Origin of the sequence: Streptomyces populi, assembly GCF_002911015.1 — a bacterium.
GTDB classification, from domain to species: domain Bacteria; phylum Actinomycetota; class Actinomycetes; order Streptomycetales; family Streptomycetaceae; genus Streptomyces; species Streptomyces populi.
In genome coordinates this window covers 94663-109781 of sequence record NZ_KZ626849.1, presented here as the reverse complement: position 1 = coordinate 109781, position 15119 = coordinate 94663, and the positions used below count along the sequence as shown (strand labels likewise).

Below are 15119 nucleotides of genomic sequence, written 5' to 3'. Positions count from 1 at the left end.
AGTAGAGGCCTGAGCAAGGGTGGACGCGTGGCTGCCTCTTCGCAAACCGAGAAATTCGCCGCCTGCCTTCGGAAGCTGAAGGACCGCAGCGGCCGGGGTTACGACCGCCTCGGCAGGGAAGCCGGCGTCAGCGGCTCCAGTCTGCATCGGTACTGCTCCGGCCTCAGCGTCCCGACGGACTACCGGGTGGTGCACTCCTTCGCCAAGGTGTGCGGCGCCAGCGCGGAGGAACTCCGCGAACTGCACCGGCTGTGGGCGCTGGCGGACACCGACCGGAACACACCGGCCGTGACCACCGCGACCGCCACGGCCACGGAGGAGGACCCGGCACCGGCACCGGCACCGGCGCCGGACGGTCCCGCCGCGCCCGCGCCGACGGACCCCGGACCGGAGGACGCCGCCCCGCCGGAGACCGCTCCCGCCGGGGCCGGGGCCGGGGCCGGGGAGCCGAGACGGATCCGGATGCCCGAGAGGCTGTCCTCCCGCTTCGCGGTGCTGGCCACCGCGGTCGTGGCCGTGACGGGGCTGGTGGCCGGGTTCGTGTGGATGCCCGCCGACGACCCGGCGCCGGCCGACGACGGGCTGCTGTACTCCTCCGCGTGCGGGACGGTCAGCATGGGACAGCACGACGAGTGCGTGCGCGAGGTCCAGAAACTGCTGGCGCGGGCCGGGGGCGGGCTCGCCGTCGACGGGGACTTCGGACCCGAGACCCTGCGCAGGCTGACCGCGTTCCAGGTGCTGGCGGGCATGCCGGCCAGCAGCGTGGTCGACGGGCCCACCAAGAAGGCGCTCTACGCGCACGAGGTGAGCATGGAGACCTGGTCGCAGGACAGGGTGGCGAAGCGGATCCGTGAGGTGTTCACCGAGGACCCCCGCACCGCCGTGGCCGTCGCCCGCTGCGCCTCGTTCCTCGACCCGCTGTGGGTGCTGCCCAACACCAACGGCAGCCGCAACTGGGGTGTGTTCCAGATCTCCGACGTCCGTCTGCGGGAACTCGGCGGCACGCCGCGGCGCGCGTTCGACCCGGAGTGGAACATCCGGGCGGCCCACCGGCTGTGGAGCGCCCGGCACGACTTCCACGACTGGCCCTCCTGCGAGGCGGCGCTGAAGGACGCGAAGGGCGCGAAGGACGCGAAGGACGCGAAGGGTACGAAGGACGCGCCGAAGGGCTGAGGGCCGGAAGCGCGCGCCGAGAGGCCGAAGCCCGGGAGCCCCGGGTACTTCCCCGCGGTACCCGGGGCTCCCGGGCTTCGGGTCACCCGGGGCCGTGTCCCGGCCCCGGGTGACCCGGACGGCGTCAGACCGTGCCGCTCTCCCACCACCAGTCACGGCCGAGGTCGGCCCGGCTGTCGACGTGCTGGTGGTCGACGGTGTACCGCTCCAGACCGGAGAACCCGCAGGTCTCCGCCTTCTGGTAGACGGTCTTGGTGGCCACCCCGGGCACGTCGAGGTCGGCCGCGGTGCCGTACAGGTGCATGCTGTCGCTGGCCCCGCCGATGTCGGCGTTGTGCGCGATGCTGCGGAAGCCGGAGTTGACCGTGATCGGCTTGTCGCCCAGCTTCTTGCGCAGCGCCTCCAGCTTGTACATGCAGCGGCGGGCGTTCTCCTTCACCTGCGCCGCGCTCACCTTGCCGCCGTTGAAGTTGCCGCTCGCCTGGTCGTAGAACTCGCTCCAGTTGAAGTGGGCCGTGGAACCGTCCGACTGCTCCAGCGCGTTGAGCTTGGCGTGGGTGTTGGGACCGGCGATCCCGTCGTTGTCGAGACCGTACGCCGTCTGGAACCGCTTGACGGCCGCGAGCGTGCCGGGGCCGAAGTCGCCGTCGAGGCCGACCCGGGTGTGGCTCGGGCTGTCGGCCGCCCAGCCCGCGACCCGGATCTGCAGCTCCAGCACGTCGGCGCCGCTGTCGCCCTGCTTCATGGTGCGCGACCACGAATAGGCCTGCGCGGTGCCGGAGAGCAGCAGCGGGCCGAACGCCAGGCCGGCGCCGACGGCCAGCGTGCCGCGCAGCATGCTGCGGCGGTCGAGGGAGCGGCTCTCGAGGGAGCGGCCGCCGGAGGAGCGGAAGAGGAAGGTCATCGTCGTCCTTTCGGAACGGTGGTGCGCGGGGCGGGGGAAGAGGTCAGTAGGCGAGCTGGAAGTTCACGTTCTGTGCGTCGGTGTCGTAGGGGCCGACGCGCAGGACGAAGCGGGTGCCGTCCTTGACTTCGGTGGCGACCGTCGCCCACGGGGTGCCGTGGAGGGAGTACTTGTTGTCGTGGTTGCACTTGTCGGTGTGGTCGACGAACACCACGCAGGCGTACAGGAACCCCTGGTCGTCCGTGGTGAGCCGCATGTTGATGTCGCCGCACCGCGAGGACGTGGTGAAGGGGCCGTACTCCCTGGGTCCCTCCTGGTAGCGGTAGTTCAGGTTCTTCGCGCCGCCGTAGCAGCTCGTCGCGGCGGCCGAGGACTGTGCGGCGGCGGGCGCGGCACCCGCTCCCAGCAGTGCGGCCACGGTGATGAGAGCCGAGGCGAGCGCCCTGGTCCTGGTCATGGTGGTCTCCGTTCGGTGAGGTGGGTGCGAGGGTCAGAAGGCGATCTGGAAGGTGGCGGAACTGCCTTCCAGGTCCACGCCGTTGAGCACGGTGAACCTGGTTCCGTTCAGGACGTCGGTGGCGATGGTCGTCCAGCTCCGGCCGATCTTGGTCCAGTAGTTGCAGGCGTCGGCCCTGGTCCCCTGGAAGTGCACGCAGGCCCAGCCGAAATCGGCGTCGCCGCCGGTCATCCGCATGTTGATGTCCTTGCAGCGGCTCGTGGTCACGTACGGGCCGAAGTCGCGCACCTCCCCGTAGCGCACCGTGACCGCGCCGCCGTAACAGCTCGTGGCGGCGGCAGCGGCGGGGGCGGCCGAGGCGGGTGCCGGGGCGGTGAAGCCCAGGGCGACGAGCAGGGCGACGAGGGACGCGCGGGCGAACCTGGCGGTCATGGGGGTCCTCCTCGGTACGGCGGCGGTCACGGCCGGGATCACCGGTTGGCCAGCTTGTCGAGGTCGGCCCGGGTGCCGTTGAACACGTCGCCGGTCGCCGGCGCCCGCAGACCCGGGAAGATCGCGGCGTCGGTGTACTGCCACATCGTCCAGGTCGTCGAGCCGTTCGGCACCGGCGGCTGGGTGATCGACTGGCGGTAGTCCGCGAGCTGGAGCGGATACCGGGCGAAGGCGGTGGTCGACCCCATGCAGTCGTCCAGGAAGGACTTCTGGGTGTAGATCATCGGGACGCGGCCGAAGGCGCTCTCGACCCGGTCGAGCCAGGCCTTGGCGTCGGCCACCGTGCCGTAGGTGGGACAGCGTCCGCTGCCGTCGTCCATGCGCTCCAGGTCGAAGATCGGCGGAAGGTCGCCCGCGCGCTTGCCGGTGTAACCGGTCGCCCGCACGGCGGCGATGAACCGGTCGGCCTGCGCGGCACCCGTGTCGGCCGCCGTGCCCGTGTAGAAGTGGTACGGCGCCACGGCCAGCCCCGCCGCCCTGGCCCCCTCGAGGTCGGTGGCGAGGTACTCGTCGGTGACGTTCATGCCCCGGGTGGCCTTGACCGTCGCGAACTCGGCGCCCGAGGCCCGTACGGCCTTCCAGTCGATCGGCGCGCCGCCGGGGTGCTGGTACTTGGCCGTGTCCAGGCCGTCGATCGGGTGGCCGGCCGGGTGGGGCGGCGTGCAGTACGCGTTACGGCTGGACCAGTCCACCAGCTTCGCCCAGGTGTTGGGGCCCACGGTGCCGTCGGCGCTGAGGTTGGCGCAGTGCTGGAGCTCGATGACCCGGTCCTCGGTGCCGCCCCCGAAGTCGCCGTCGACGGTCAGCGGCGGATAGTGGAACGGCTCCATGGCCAGGTTCAGCCGGCACTGGACCTCCTTGACCTCCTCGCTCTTCGCGCCCTTCTTCAGGGTCGGGCGCGCGTCGGTGTGGCCGCACACGGTCGCCTGCGCCGTCCCCGCCGTGCCCTGGGTCGCGCAGGTGTGCGGCTGGGCGGCCCAGGAGTTCAGCGCCGCCCAGGTCTGCGGGCCGATCACGCCGTCCGCGCTCAGCCCGGCGCACCGCTGGAACTCCTTGACCCGCGTCTGGGTCCCCGATCCGAACGAGCCGTCCGCCGCGATCGGCGTGTACCGGCTCGGCTTCGTCGCCAGGTCGAGTTCGCACTGCGCCTCGACCGTCGCGTCCCCCGTGGACCCCTGTTGCAGCGTGGGCTGCGCACTCGTGTGCCCGCAGACCGCGACGGCGGCGGCCGTCGCCGGCGCCGCCTGCACCGCCGCGGGCCCGCACAGGGGCAGGACCGCTGCCACGGCGAGGGTCAGACCCCGCAGTAGCGTCCTTGTTCCCATCTGGTGTTCCCCCTCTGGTCGGTGGCCGGGAACTCCCGGCCGCCGGCCATGCTGGCAGCGCTCGCCCCGTTCCGGATCCTCTCGGTCCGGAACGGGACGCCGGGACAGTCACACGGCTGTGACCTGCGGGAACGCAACACTTCTGGGACGGGCGTGGGACAGGGGATCCGTCACCGGAACCGAATCCGGTTCCGGGGGCGACGAGAAGGGTGAACGGTCAGGTGTTCGCGGCGCGCTTCCCGGCGAGGAACTCCACCAGCTCTCCGGGCACGAGGTGCCCCGCTTCCGGCTCCTCCCACTGGACGGGGTGGATGCCGTGCTCCTTGAGACCCCGCACGAACTCCTCGGGCAGTCTGTCGCCCTCCACCAGACGGAGATCCAGGAGGGCCTTCCGCGCCGAAGGGTCCAGGGCTTCCCACCACTGCGTGACGCGCTCGCTGTGTCTGCTGTTCATGCTTCCCAGGTGACCACGGACGGACCCGGGAGGAAGGGACCGCGACCGGGCGCGTTGCCCCCGGCGCGGACCGGTGGGCGAGGACCGGTGCGGAACATCCTGCTCGGAGGGTAGGAGGGGCGCATCCGTGGGCACCATGCGTCTATGCGCGTCGACGAGGACGCCGGTCTCATCAGTCATGAGGAGGGGTCATGAACCGTCAGATCCGGATCCGCGTCAACCGTCGGCCCGCCGCTCCGCGCGAGACGCCGATCGACCGCAGGACGCCGTCGGGGCGCCTGCTGCCGTACTGAACCGCCCGCACGAGCGTTCGCACCGACCGACCGACCGACCGTCACAACGGTGACTGCCATGTGACGCCCGTGCCGTCGTCGCCCGGGCCTCCGCCGCTCGTGCTGTCGCTGTCGCTGTCGCCGGCGTCCGCGTCCCCGGAAGCGCCGTTCGGCTCGCCGTCGTCATGGACGGTCAGCCGGACGCCGGGGCGGCCGTCCGGCAGGGTCACCGTCACATCGACGACGACCTCGATCCGCGACACCCCGGAGCGCCGTGAGGCGGCGGCCAGCGCGCGCCGCAGCACGGCGAGCAGCCGGCCGGCCACCGGATCCGTGATCCTGTTCTCCACCGGGCCCGTGAACCGGGTGGACGGCCGGACACCGAGGACCGCCGCCGCGCCGGCCGTCTCGCGCAGCACCTTGCCGCGGAACGTGGTGGGGGCGTCGGCGGGCGGCTGTTGCAGCGCGAAGATCGCGGTGCGTACCTCCTGGACCGTGGCCTCGAGTTCGTCGACCGCCCGGCCGAGGACCACGGACACCTCCTCGGCCCCGCCGTCGCCGTCCTCGCCGCCGCCCTCCCCGCGCGCGGCGTTCCTGCGCTGGGTGGACTCCAGCATCATGCCGGTCGCGAAGAGGCGCTGTACGACCAGATCGTGCAGGTCCCGGGCGATGCGGTCCCGGTCCTCGTACACCGCGAGGAGTTCACGGCTGTGCCGGGCGTCGGCGAGGACCAGGGCGAGCGCGGCCTGCGAGGCGAACTGGGTGGCCAGCAGGCGTTCCACCTCCGTGTACGGGCGGTCGCCGCGTCCGCGCGGCAGGGCCAGCGTGCCGATGAGCCGGCCCTCGGCCTGTAGGGGCAGCATCATGCTCGGTCCGAACCCGGACCGCACCGGGGTCGTCATCCGCGGGTCGGTCGCCGAGTCGTCGATGAACACCGGCTCCCCGCCCAGGAGTTGCTCGAGGACGGGGCTGCCGGGCGCGATGGTGGCGCCCACGATGCCGACGGGGTCCCCGGGGGCGGAGGCGACCACGATCTCCATGCCGCCCTCGGCCGTGGGTTCGAGGATGATCCCCGCCGAGGCCCCCGCGAGGATCCTGGCGCGTTCGGCGACCGTGGTCAGCGCGTCGGCTCCGGTCCCGCCGCTGAGCAGGGCCGTGGTGACGGCGGCGGCGCCCTCGATCCAGCGCTCCCGCTGCCGGGCCGTCTCGTACAGCCGGGCGTTGGCGATCGCGATACCGGCCTGCGCGGCGAGCAGGCGCACCAGTTGTTCGTCCTCACGGGTCACGGGCCCGGTGGACTTGTCCGCGAGGCAGAGGTTGCCGAACACCTCGTCGTCGACCCGGATGGGAACGTCCAGGCAGATGTCGGACTCGGACTCGGACCCGGACTCGGGCACGGAGGAACCGGAGGGGCCGTACGCCTCGGACGAAGGGCCGCCTTCCGGCGTGTACGGCCCCGCCGTGCGGATCCGTACCGGCCCGTCCCGTCCCGGCTCCCTCATCCCCAGCGCCGCGTACCGGGCCCCGGTCAGCTCGGCGGCGGCGTCCACGATCCGCTGGAGGGTCGCGCGCAGTTCGAGTTCGGTGCCGACGCCGATGACCGCTTCGAGAAGAGGCGGGAGTCCGGGCACGGGGCCGGTCATGCGAGACCCGCGGGCGCTGGCGCGTCAGTTCGCCAGCGGGTTCAGGATCCTCGGCTCGATCCTGCCCTCCAGCATGTAACCGAGGCCTTGGACGGCGCATACGTCGGGCCGCTCGGCGATGTGGACGGGCACGCCGGTCGCCTGCCGGAGCATCTGGTCGAGCCCGGGGAGCAGCGCGCTGCCGCCGACCATCATGATCCCGCGGTCGGCGACGTCGGCCACCAGATCGGGCGGGCAGGACCGCAGCACCTTGCCCACGCCGTCCAGCACGGCGGTCAGCGGCGTCTCGATCGCCATGCGCACGGCGGCGGTGTCGACCTGCACGGAACGCGCCAGCCCGGTCGCCACGTCCCGCCCGTGGATCTCGGTCAGGGCCGGTCCGGGCGCGTTCGGCCCGTTCGCGGAGAGGGCGAGCTGCAGGGGCCGCACGGCCTGGCTCGGCAGCATCAGTTCGTGCTGGTGGCGCAGGTGCTGCACGATCGCGTGGTCGACGGCCTCACCGCCGACCGGGATGCGCTCGGCGGTGACGATCGAGCCCAGCGACAGCACGGCGAGCTGGGTGGCGGCGGCCCCGCACACCATGATCATGGTGGCCTCGGGCTCCTCGACGGGCAGTCCGCAGCCGACCGCCGCCGCGATCAGCGTGTCGACGAGTTCGACCCGCCGCGCCCCCAGCCCGACCAGCGTCTCGATCGTGGCGCGCTGCGCCAGCGGGTCCGCGTCGTGCGGCGTGCAGGCCGCCGCGCGCAGCCGGGGCTTGCGGCGCAGGGTGCGCCGGACCTTGTCGCCCAGCAGATGGCGCAGCATCCGCTGCGCCATGTCGATGTCGACGACGGTGCCGCCGGACACCGGGCGCGCCACCCGGATGTAGTCGGGCGTACGGCCCTTCATCTTCTCCGCGAACTCCCCGACCGCGATCAGCGCGCCCGTCTTCGTGTTGACCGCCGCGACACTCGGCTGATCGACGACCAGGCCGGCGCCCCGCACCCACACACGGGTCCTCGCCGCGCCCAGGTCGACGGCGAAGTGACAACGGCGCAGCTGCTCCAGACTGGCGGTCATGTCAGGTCCTCCCGAGAGCGCAGACCGTGGGACTCCGCCGGGCGGCGGTCCTCTCTCATCCTGCGGGCGACGGGGGGCCGGTGCCCCTTTTGGACGGCCGGGCGAGGTGCCGCCGGACGGGTGATCCGGCGGCACCCGCCGTCGTGTCCTGGCGGGAAGCCGCCAGGGCGCCTTCCCGCCAGGACACGACGGCATCCGCGCGGAACGAGCGCCCCGACACTCTTCGCAGGCACCGGGCGCCGGCTTCGCCCGGCCCGCACGGCCGACGAAGAGGGGCCACGGATGAACAGAGGACCACGGAGACGTCCGGCGGTGCTGCTGTCGGCCGGGCTCGTGCTCGCCCTGCTGCCCACGGGGCGGGCGGGCGCGTCCGCCACCGCGGACACCGGGAGCGCCGGCACCCCGACGTCGGCGCGGGCCGCCGGTGCCGCGGACACCGTCACCCTCGTGACCGGCGACAAGGTGACCGTCACCGACGTCGGCGGCGGGAAGAGGACCGTCTCCGTCGTGCGCCCCGAAGGGGCCGCCGGGGCCGTGCGCACCCAGGTCGCCGACGGCGCCGTCACCGTCGTACCGGACGAGGCGCTGCCGTACCTGCGGGCCGGCACCCTCGACCGGCGGCTGTTCGACGTGAGCGGACTGATACGCCAGGGGCTCACCGACCGGCAGGCCGGTGAGCTGCCGCTGATCGTGACGTACGAGCCGAAGGCACGGGCGGCCGTGCCGGACGGGGCGGTGCGGACGCGGTCGCTGCCGAGCATCCGCGGCGCGGCACTCGAGGCGGACCGGGGCCGGACCTTCTGGAGGGCGATGACCCGGCGGCCGGCCCCCGGGGCGGGGATCGGCAAGGTCTGGCTCGACGGGCGCGTCGAGGCCGGCATGGCCGCGAGCAACGCGCAGATCGGCACCCCGGAGGCCTGGGAGGCCGGGCTCACCGGCAAGGGCGTGACCGTCGCCGTCCTCGACACCGGCGTCGACACGAGCCACCCCGATCTGGCCGGCCGGATCGCGCGGACGAGGAGCTTCGTCGACGGGCAGGACGTCGCCGACCGCAACGGTCACGGCACGCACGTCACCTCCACCGTCGGCGGCAGCGGCGCGGCCTCCGGCGGACTGGAGAAGGGCGTGGCGCCCGAGGCCACCCTCGCCGTCGGCAAGGTGCTCGGCGACCAGGGCTCGGGCAGCGAGTCGGGGATCATCGCCGGCATGGAGTGGGCCGCGCGTGACGTGCGCGCCGAGGTGATCTCGATGAGCCTCGGTTCGACCGAGCCCAGCGACGGCACCGACCCCATGTCCATGGCGGTCGACGCCCTCTCGGAGGAGACCGGCGCGCTCTTCGTCGTCGCCGCCGGCAACACCGGTGCCCCCTCCTCCATCGGCTCGCCCGGTGCCGCCGACGCGGCCCTGACCGTCGGCGCGGTGGACTCCGCCGACGAACCCGCGTACTTCACCAGCGCCGGACCGCGCCACGGCGACAACGCGCTCAAGCCCGACCTCTCGGCGCCGGGCGTCGACATCCTCGCCGCCCGCTCCGGGCTCGTCGACGGCAGCGGCCCCTACACCTCCATGAGCGGTACGTCGATGGCGGCACCGCACGTCGCGGGCGTGGCCGCGCTGCTCGCCCAGGAACACCCCGACTGGACGGGTGCCCGGCTCAAGGACGCGCTGATGTCGACCTCGAAGCGGCTCGGCGCCTCCGTCTACACGTCGGGCGCGGGCCGGGTGAGCGCCGCGGACGCGGTCGGCGCGGAGATCACCGCCACGGGCGGCGCCGACCTCGGCTTCCACCGCCGGCCCCCCGGGGACGACGAGCCCGTCACCAGGACGATCACCTACACCAACTCCTCCGACGCGGCGGTCGGGCTGACGCTGGCCGTGGAGGGGGCCGGCGAGGGCGTCGCCACCCTCGCCGACACCACGCTCACGGTCCCCGCGCACGGCACCGCGTCCACCACCCTCACCGGCGACGGCTCGAAGGCGCCGGTGGGCCCGACCTCGGGGCAGGTCGTGGCGTCGGTGGACGGCACGCCCGTCGCGCACACCGCGTTCGGGCTGGTCGAGGAGGACGAGCGGCACACGCTCACGGTCCACGTGGTGGACCGGGACGGGGAACCGGCCGCGGCCGACCTCGTTGTGCAGCGGCTCGCCCGGGACACCGACCCGTACCCGGCGTCCGTCGGCGACTCCGGCACCCTGGAACTGCGGCTGCCGCCCGGCACGTACAGCCTCACGTCGTTCCTCGACGTGCGCGGCGGCCACGGCGCCGACTCGCTCGGCCTCGGCTTCCTCGCCGCGCCCGAGACCGTCCTCGACCGGGACCGCGAAGTCACCCTGGACGCAAGGACGTTGCGGGAGATCCGCGCGAAGGTCGGCCGGCGCGCCGAGACCCGGCAACTGGTCATGGAGTACGACCGGGCCGGCGGCGGCTCGGACCTGTCCGGAGCGGTCCAGGTGCCCGTGACGTACGACAGCGTCTTCGCCGCGCCGACCCCGGAGGTCACCGAGGGCACCTTCGACTACCGGACCGTGTGGCGGCTCGGGAAGCCGCTCCTCGACGTCGTGGGTGTCAGGGACGCGCTCGTCCAGCCGGGCGGCACCCTGATCGAGGGCCGCAGCCGGCTGCCGCTGGCCGACGTCGGGGACGGGCCGTTCACCGGGGTGCGCGGCAAGGCGGTCCTGGCCCGGCTCGCCGACGGCGCCGAGCCGCCCGCGCTCGCCCAGGAGGCACAGGACGCGGGGGCGAAGGCCCTGTTCGTCACCGACGGCACGGCGGGACGCCTCAACGCCTGGTTCGGCACGGACGACGACCGGGAGCGGCCGCTACAGATCGCCACCGTCGACGCGGCGGACGCGCGGCGCCTGCGCGCCCTGCGGACCGTCGACATGACCGGCACCCTCGACTCGCCCTACGTGTACGACCTTTCGCACGGGTATCGGGGCTCCGTCCCGGACCGGAGCCTCACCTACGCGCCCGGCCGCGGTGAACTGGCCGTCCTCGACACGAGGTTCCACGCGGCGAAGCCCGTCGAGGGCAGCGAGTTCCGCTACTCGGTCGCCGATCCCTTCCCCGTGGGCCTCGGCTTCCAGGAGCGGATCGACTACCCGGCCCGGCGGACCGACTACGTCTCCACCGGCACCGGACAGACCTGGTCGGAGTCCGTGAACGTCGGCGCCGGGGCGCTGGAGGAGCGCGGCGGCCTCGTCTCCTACCGGGGCGGCACCCGCGGCACCCTCGACTGGTTCAAGCCCGTCTGGCACCCCTGGCTCGGCACCGGACTCGGCCGGGGCCAGCAACGCACGGGCGACCGGATCCGGTTCGACACCCCCGGCTGGGGCGACTCCGGTCCCGACCACACCGGCTCCGGCGACGTGTGGAGCGACGACAGCGGGATGACCCAGTTCACGGAGGTCCACCAGGACGGTGTCCTGCTCGCCCGGCAGCGGGGCTCCGCCGTGGACGTCCGGGACGCGCCCGCCGACGAGCACGCCTACGAGGTCGTCACGGACACGGCCCTCGACCCCGGACGCTGGAGGCTCGCCGTCCGGGGCCGCACCGAGTGGACCGTCCGCTCGGCGGCCGCGCCCGAGGACCACCCCGTCCTCCTCCCGCTCATCAACCTCGGCTACGACCTCGGCACCGACCTCGCGGGCGACGTGCGCCGCGGAGAGGTCCCCGTGGGCGTCCACGCCGAGTACGTGAAGGGCGCGTCGGACACCGGCACCATCACCGGGGGCGGGCTGGAGGTGTCCTACGACGACGGGGCGACCTGGGAGGCGGTCCCGCTCACCGGCGGCGGCGAGGCGCGCTGGAAGGGAACGCTGGACGTGCCGCGCGACGCCCGCTTCGTGTCGCTGCGGGCCTTCGCCCACGACGACCGGGGCGGCTCGGTCGACCAGGAGACCGTGCGGGCGGCGGGCGTGCGGTGAGCGTCCGCCGGGCGGCGGGTCCCCCGAGCGCGAGCCACCCCTAGGTCCGTTCCCGGCCCGGTCCGTTTCCGGCCCGGTGCGGCCCTGCCCCGGGGTGGTCCGACACCGTGCGGCCCGCCCCCGCGTGGTCCGGCCCCCGTGGTCTGGCCCCCCGTGGGCGGCCGACAAGGGCGGTGCCCCGCGTGGCGGGCGTCCGCCGGCTCCTCCGGGGAGGGAGGAACCGGCGGACGCCCGCCCGTTCAGCTCGTGGGCCGGTACGGCGAGATGCCCCGGATCACTCCCAGGTCCAGCAGGTCCTGTGGCCGGATCCGGAGCCGGTCCGCGGTCGCCCGGACCTCGCCGACGGGCCGCTTGAGGATCGCGGCCGCCGCCTCCGGCGCGATGACGGAGAAGTAACTGTCCGGCGTGGCCCAGGTGTTGCCGGGAGCGGCCAGCGCCAGCGCACCGCCCGAGCCGCCCTCGCCGATCACCAGCGTGGTGACGGGCGTCCGGGCGCCCGCGACCGCCGCGAACAGGTCCGCGATCGCCGGGCCGGCCCCCTGCCGCTCGGCGTCCGCGTCGTTCGCGGCGCCGGGGGTGTCCACCAGCGTCAGGACCGGGACGCCGAGCCGCCCCGCCATCCGGACCAGCCGGGCGGCCGTGCGGTATCCGGCGGGACGGGTCGGGGTCCCGCGCTGGGCCGCGTACGCGACGGTCCGCCCGTCGTGCGCCCGGCCGAAGCCGCACAGCACGCCGTCGTCGGCGCCGCCGCAGCGGTCGCCGCGGATCGCCGCCCTGCGGGTGAAGTACGCGTCCAGGTAGGCCTCCGCGCGGGGGCGTCCGGCGGCCCGGGCGCGCTGCACCGCCTCCCAGCCGGTCGCGGGAGGGTCGGTCGCGTCGCCCAGCGCGGCCGGGACGGGCGCGGCCCCGGCGGCGGGCCGGGTGAGCAGGTCCAGCCACAGGGCGAGCGCCTCCCGCAGCCCGTCCGTCGGCACGAGGGCGTCGGCCGAGCCCGCCGCGACCTGCGCCTCGGCCGTGTACGCGGCCGGGTCCGCGTCGGGCGGGCGGACCCGGGAGCCCGCGAAGGCGACCTGGGCGCCCGGCAGCGCCAGGGTCACGTCGGCGCCCGCGCCGAGCGTGGCCCAGCCGCCGCCCGTCGTCGGGTCCCGCAGGACCGCGATCTGGGCGAGCCCCGCCTCCCGGGTGAGCGCCGACTGCCGTGCCACCCGCTGGAGCTGGGTCAGCGCGAGCATGCCCTCCTGCATCCGGCTGCCGCCCGTGGCGACGAGCGAGACGACGGGCAGCCGGTGCGTACGGGCGTGGTCGTAGGCCGCCTCCAGACGGTCACCGGTGCGTTCGCCGAGGGAACCGCCGAGGAAGCCGAACTCGAAGGCGACGAGGACCGCGGTGACCGGACCGAGCGGCTCCCGGCCGTCGATCGTGGTGCCGAAACTCGCCGTCCCGAAGGTCGCGGTGCCGCAGACGACGGACTCCTCCTCCCCGGTGCGGCCGGCCGCGCGGGCCCGCGCGTCGCCGTACCCCTCCCAGGAGAGCGGACCGTCCGGCGGGAACTCTCCTTCGGGCACGGGGAGTTCGGCGAAGCTGTCGGTGACCAGGGCGATGGCCTCGCGGGCCGAGATCCGTTCAGTCACGCGGCAGCTCCCGCTTCAGGATCTTGCCCATGTCGTTGCGGGGCAGTTCCTCGATGAAGCGCACGGTGCGGGGCCGTTTGTGCGGGGCGAGGCGCCGGGCCACGTGGTCGGCCAACTCCTGGGCGGACGGCGGCTCCTGGAGGGCGGACGGGACGATCCAGGCGGCGACGCGCTCACCGAGGTCGGCGTCGGGCTCTCCGGCGACGGCTGCCTCGCGCACACCGGGGTGTTCGAGGAGCGCGTTCTCGATCTCGCCCGCGCCGATCTTGTAACCGCCGCTCTTGATCAGGTCGGTGCTCCTGCGGCCGACGATACGGACCGAGCCGTCGGGATCGACGACCGCCATGTCGCCCGTGCGGAACCAGCCGTCGGCGGTGTGGGCGGCGGCGGTGGCGTCGGGCCGGTTCAGGTACTCGGTGAAGAGGTTCGGCCCGCGCACCTGGATCTCGCCGACGCTCTCGCCGTCGTGCGCCCCGGCCGGGGCGCCGTCGGCCTCGTACCAGGCGATCGCCGTCCCGTCCTCCTCGACGAGCCGCAGCCCGACGCCGGGCAGCGGCACACCGACCGTGCCGGGGCGGACCTCGCCGTCCGCCCGCACGCTCGTGTTCATCAGGGTCTCCGTCATGCCGTACCGCTCGACGACCCCGCGTCCGGTCGCGGCCCTGATCCGCTCGTGGTCGTGCGGGGGCAGCGCGGCGGAACCCGACACCAGCAGCCGCGCCCGGCCCAGCGCCCCGGCGAGCCCGGGGTCCTCGCCGAGCGCCTCGGCGAGCCGGTGGTACATCGTCGGCACCCCGAACAGCATGGTCGCCCCGGAGTCCAGCTCCCGCGCCACGCCCTCGGCGCTGAACCGGCCCAGATGCCGTACGGACCCACCGCGCCGCAGCGGGCCCAGGACGCCGAGGATCAGCCCGTGCACGTGGAACAGCGGCAGGGCGTGCACCAGGACGTCGTCGCCGGTCCACTGCCAGGCGTCGGCGAGGGCGTCCAGGGTCGCGGCGATCGCCCGGCGCGGGACGACCGCGCCCTTGGGCGGGCCGGTGGTGCCGGAGGTGTAGACGATCAGAGCGGGGGCGGCGGGGTCGAGAGCCGTGCCGGCGGGCGCGCCGGAGCCGGGGGTCCCCGCGGCCCCGGAGGCCTCCGCCGCTGCGGTCCCGGCGTCGACATCGACACGGTCCAGCGCCCCGAGCGGAGCGGGAAGCCGGTCCCCCCGGGCCGCGAGCACCAGGGACGGCGCGCTGTCGCCCAGGATGTGGCCGAGTTCAGCCTCCCCCGACCTCGGGTTCAGCGGTACGGCCGGCACCCCGGCGAGCAGCGCGGCGACGACGCCGACGGCCGTCTCCAGGGTCGGCGTCGCCCAGACGGCGACCCTCCCGGCACCGTCGAGCCGTGCGGCCAGCGCTCCCGCGCGGGCCGCCAGTTCCGCGTACGTCAGGGACCGGTCGCCGAAGCGGAGCGCGGACCTGTCCGCGACCGAACCGCCCACCAGGGCCGGGAAGAGGGAGAACACGAGGACTCCTTGCCGAGAGGACTTCACCGGGAGGGACAGGCTCTTCCTACACGATCCGGCTCCCGGACCGGGTGGTCGGCCGCTTCTTCGCGCCGAGGACGTGGAGGGGGAGCGCAGGCACCGTAAGGATCGTTCCGAAACCGGGAACGATCGATCGGTAACCGTGGCGTGGACGGACCCGGACACGTAGTGTCGGCCTCGCGTCACAACTTGATGAGTCAACTGCCGGGAGACCTTTGGTGAGTCAGTCCCCGCCGCCCCTTCTCGAG

General features: G+C 74.2%; 11 protein-coding genes. 2 read left to right on the top strand and 9 right to left on the bottom strand.

Translation table 11 applies throughout. The features are described 5' to 3' along the window. Window positions 1–27: 27 nt before the first annotated feature. Complete coding sequence (locus CW362_RS08305; RefSeq protein ID WP_103548716.1) at window positions 28–1173, top strand: helix-turn-helix domain-containing protein; 1146 nt, start codon at window positions 28–30, stop codon at window positions 1171–1173. 124 nt (window positions 1174–1297) lie between these two features. Here CW362_RS08305 and CW362_RS08300 read toward each other — a convergent pair whose 3' ends face one another. The 7 genes from CW362_RS08300 to CW362_RS08270 all read right to left on the bottom strand — a co-directional run bounded on the left by CW362_RS08300 (window position 1298) and on the right by CW362_RS08270 (window position 7782). Beyond that, a complete protein-coding gene (locus tag CW362_RS08300; RefSeq protein ID WP_103548715.1) occupies window positions 1298–2077 on the bottom strand; it encodes a D-Ala-D-Ala carboxypeptidase family metallohydrolase in 780 nt (259 codons plus the stop codon). A 43-nt stretch (window positions 2078–2120) separates the two neighbouring features. Then, window positions 2121–2534, bottom strand: a complete 414-nt coding sequence (locus CW362_RS08295) for a hypothetical protein (protein ID WP_103548714.1) — start codon at window positions 2532–2534, stop codon at window positions 2121–2123. A gap of 33 nt (window positions 2535–2567) precedes the next feature. Next, entirely contained in the window at window positions 2568–2966 is a 399-nt protein-coding gene (locus CW362_RS08290; RefSeq protein WP_103548713.1) for a hypothetical protein, read from the bottom strand. A 38-nt stretch (window positions 2967–3004) separates the two neighbouring features. Beyond that, entirely contained in the window at window positions 3005–4351 is a 1347-nt protein-coding gene (locus tag CW362_RS08285) for a GH25 family lysozyme (RefSeq protein ID WP_103548712.1), read from the bottom strand. A gap of 217 nt (window positions 4352–4568) precedes the next feature. Further along, window positions 4569–4805: a hypothetical protein gene (locus CW362_RS08280; protein WP_103548711.1), complete on the bottom strand. Its 237-nt coding sequence runs from the start codon at window positions 4803–4805 to the stop codon at window positions 4569–4571. 334 nt (window positions 4806–5139) lie between these two features. Beyond that, window positions 5140–6720: a GAF domain-containing protein gene (locus tag CW362_RS08275; RefSeq protein ID WP_103548710.1), complete on the bottom strand. Its 1581-nt coding sequence runs from the start codon at window positions 6718–6720 to the stop codon at window positions 5140–5142. A 24-nt stretch (window positions 6721–6744) separates the two neighbouring features. Continuing rightward, a complete protein-coding gene (locus tag CW362_RS08270) occupies window positions 6745–7782 on the bottom strand; it encodes a rod shape-determining protein (protein WP_103548709.1) in 1038 nt (345 codons plus the stop codon). 282 nt (window positions 7783–8064) lie between these two features. Between CW362_RS08270 and CW362_RS08265 the strand changes: the two genes are divergently transcribed. Continuing rightward, complete coding sequence (locus CW362_RS08265) at window positions 8065–11709, top strand: S8 family serine peptidase (protein ID WP_103548708.1); 3645 nt, start codon at window positions 8065–8067, stop codon at window positions 11707–11709. Between the two features lie 239 nt (window positions 11710–11948). On the opposite strand, the gene CW362_RS08260 is transcribed toward CW362_RS08265, so the two are convergent. Both CW362_RS08260 and CW362_RS08255 read right to left on the bottom strand, forming a co-directional pair. After that, window positions 11949–13340, bottom strand: coding sequence for a carboxyl transferase domain-containing protein (locus CW362_RS08260; protein ID WP_103548707.1), 1392 nt, complete (start codon window positions 13338–13340; stop codon window positions 11949–11951). Then, window positions 13333–14850: an acyl-CoA synthetase gene (locus tag CW362_RS08255; protein ID WP_103548706.1), complete on the bottom strand. Its 1518-nt coding sequence runs from the start codon at window positions 14848–14850 to the stop codon at window positions 13333–13335. Before CW362_RS08255 ends, CW362_RS08260 begins: the two co-directional genes overlap by 8 nt. Between the last annotated feature and the right edge of the window lie 269 nt (window positions 14851–15119).

Coding starts and splice junctions, on each gene's coding strand:
- CW362_RS08300 (WP_103548715.1), bottom strand. CDS start 2,077: ATGACCTTCCTCTTCCGCTCCTCCGGCGGCCGCTCCCTCGAGAGCCGC.
- CW362_RS08295 (WP_103548714.1), bottom strand. CDS start 2,534: ATGACCAGGACCAGGGCGCTCGCCTCGGCTCTCATCACCGTGGCCGCA.
- CW362_RS08290 (WP_103548713.1), bottom strand. CDS start 2,966: ATGACCGCCAGGTTCGCCCGCGCGTCCCTCGTCGCCCTGCTCGTCGCC.
- CW362_RS08285 (WP_103548712.1), bottom strand. CDS start 4,351: ATGGGAACAAGGACGCTACTGCGGGGTCTGACCCTCGCCGTGGCAGCG.
- CW362_RS08280 (WP_103548711.1), bottom strand. CDS start 4,805: ATGAACAGCAGACACAGCGAGCGCGTCACGCAGTGGTGGGAAGCCCTG.
- CW362_RS08275 (WP_103548710.1), bottom strand. CDS start 6,720: ATGACCGGCCCCGTGCCCGGACTCCCGCCTCTTCTCGAAGCGGTCATC.
- CW362_RS08270 (WP_103548709.1), bottom strand. CDS start 7,782: ATGACCGCCAGTCTGGAGCAGCTGCGCCGTTGTCACTTCGCCGTCGAC.
- CW362_RS08265 (WP_103548708.1), top strand. CDS start 8,065: ATGAACAGAGGACCACGGAGACGTCCGGCGGTGCTGCTGTCGGCCGGG.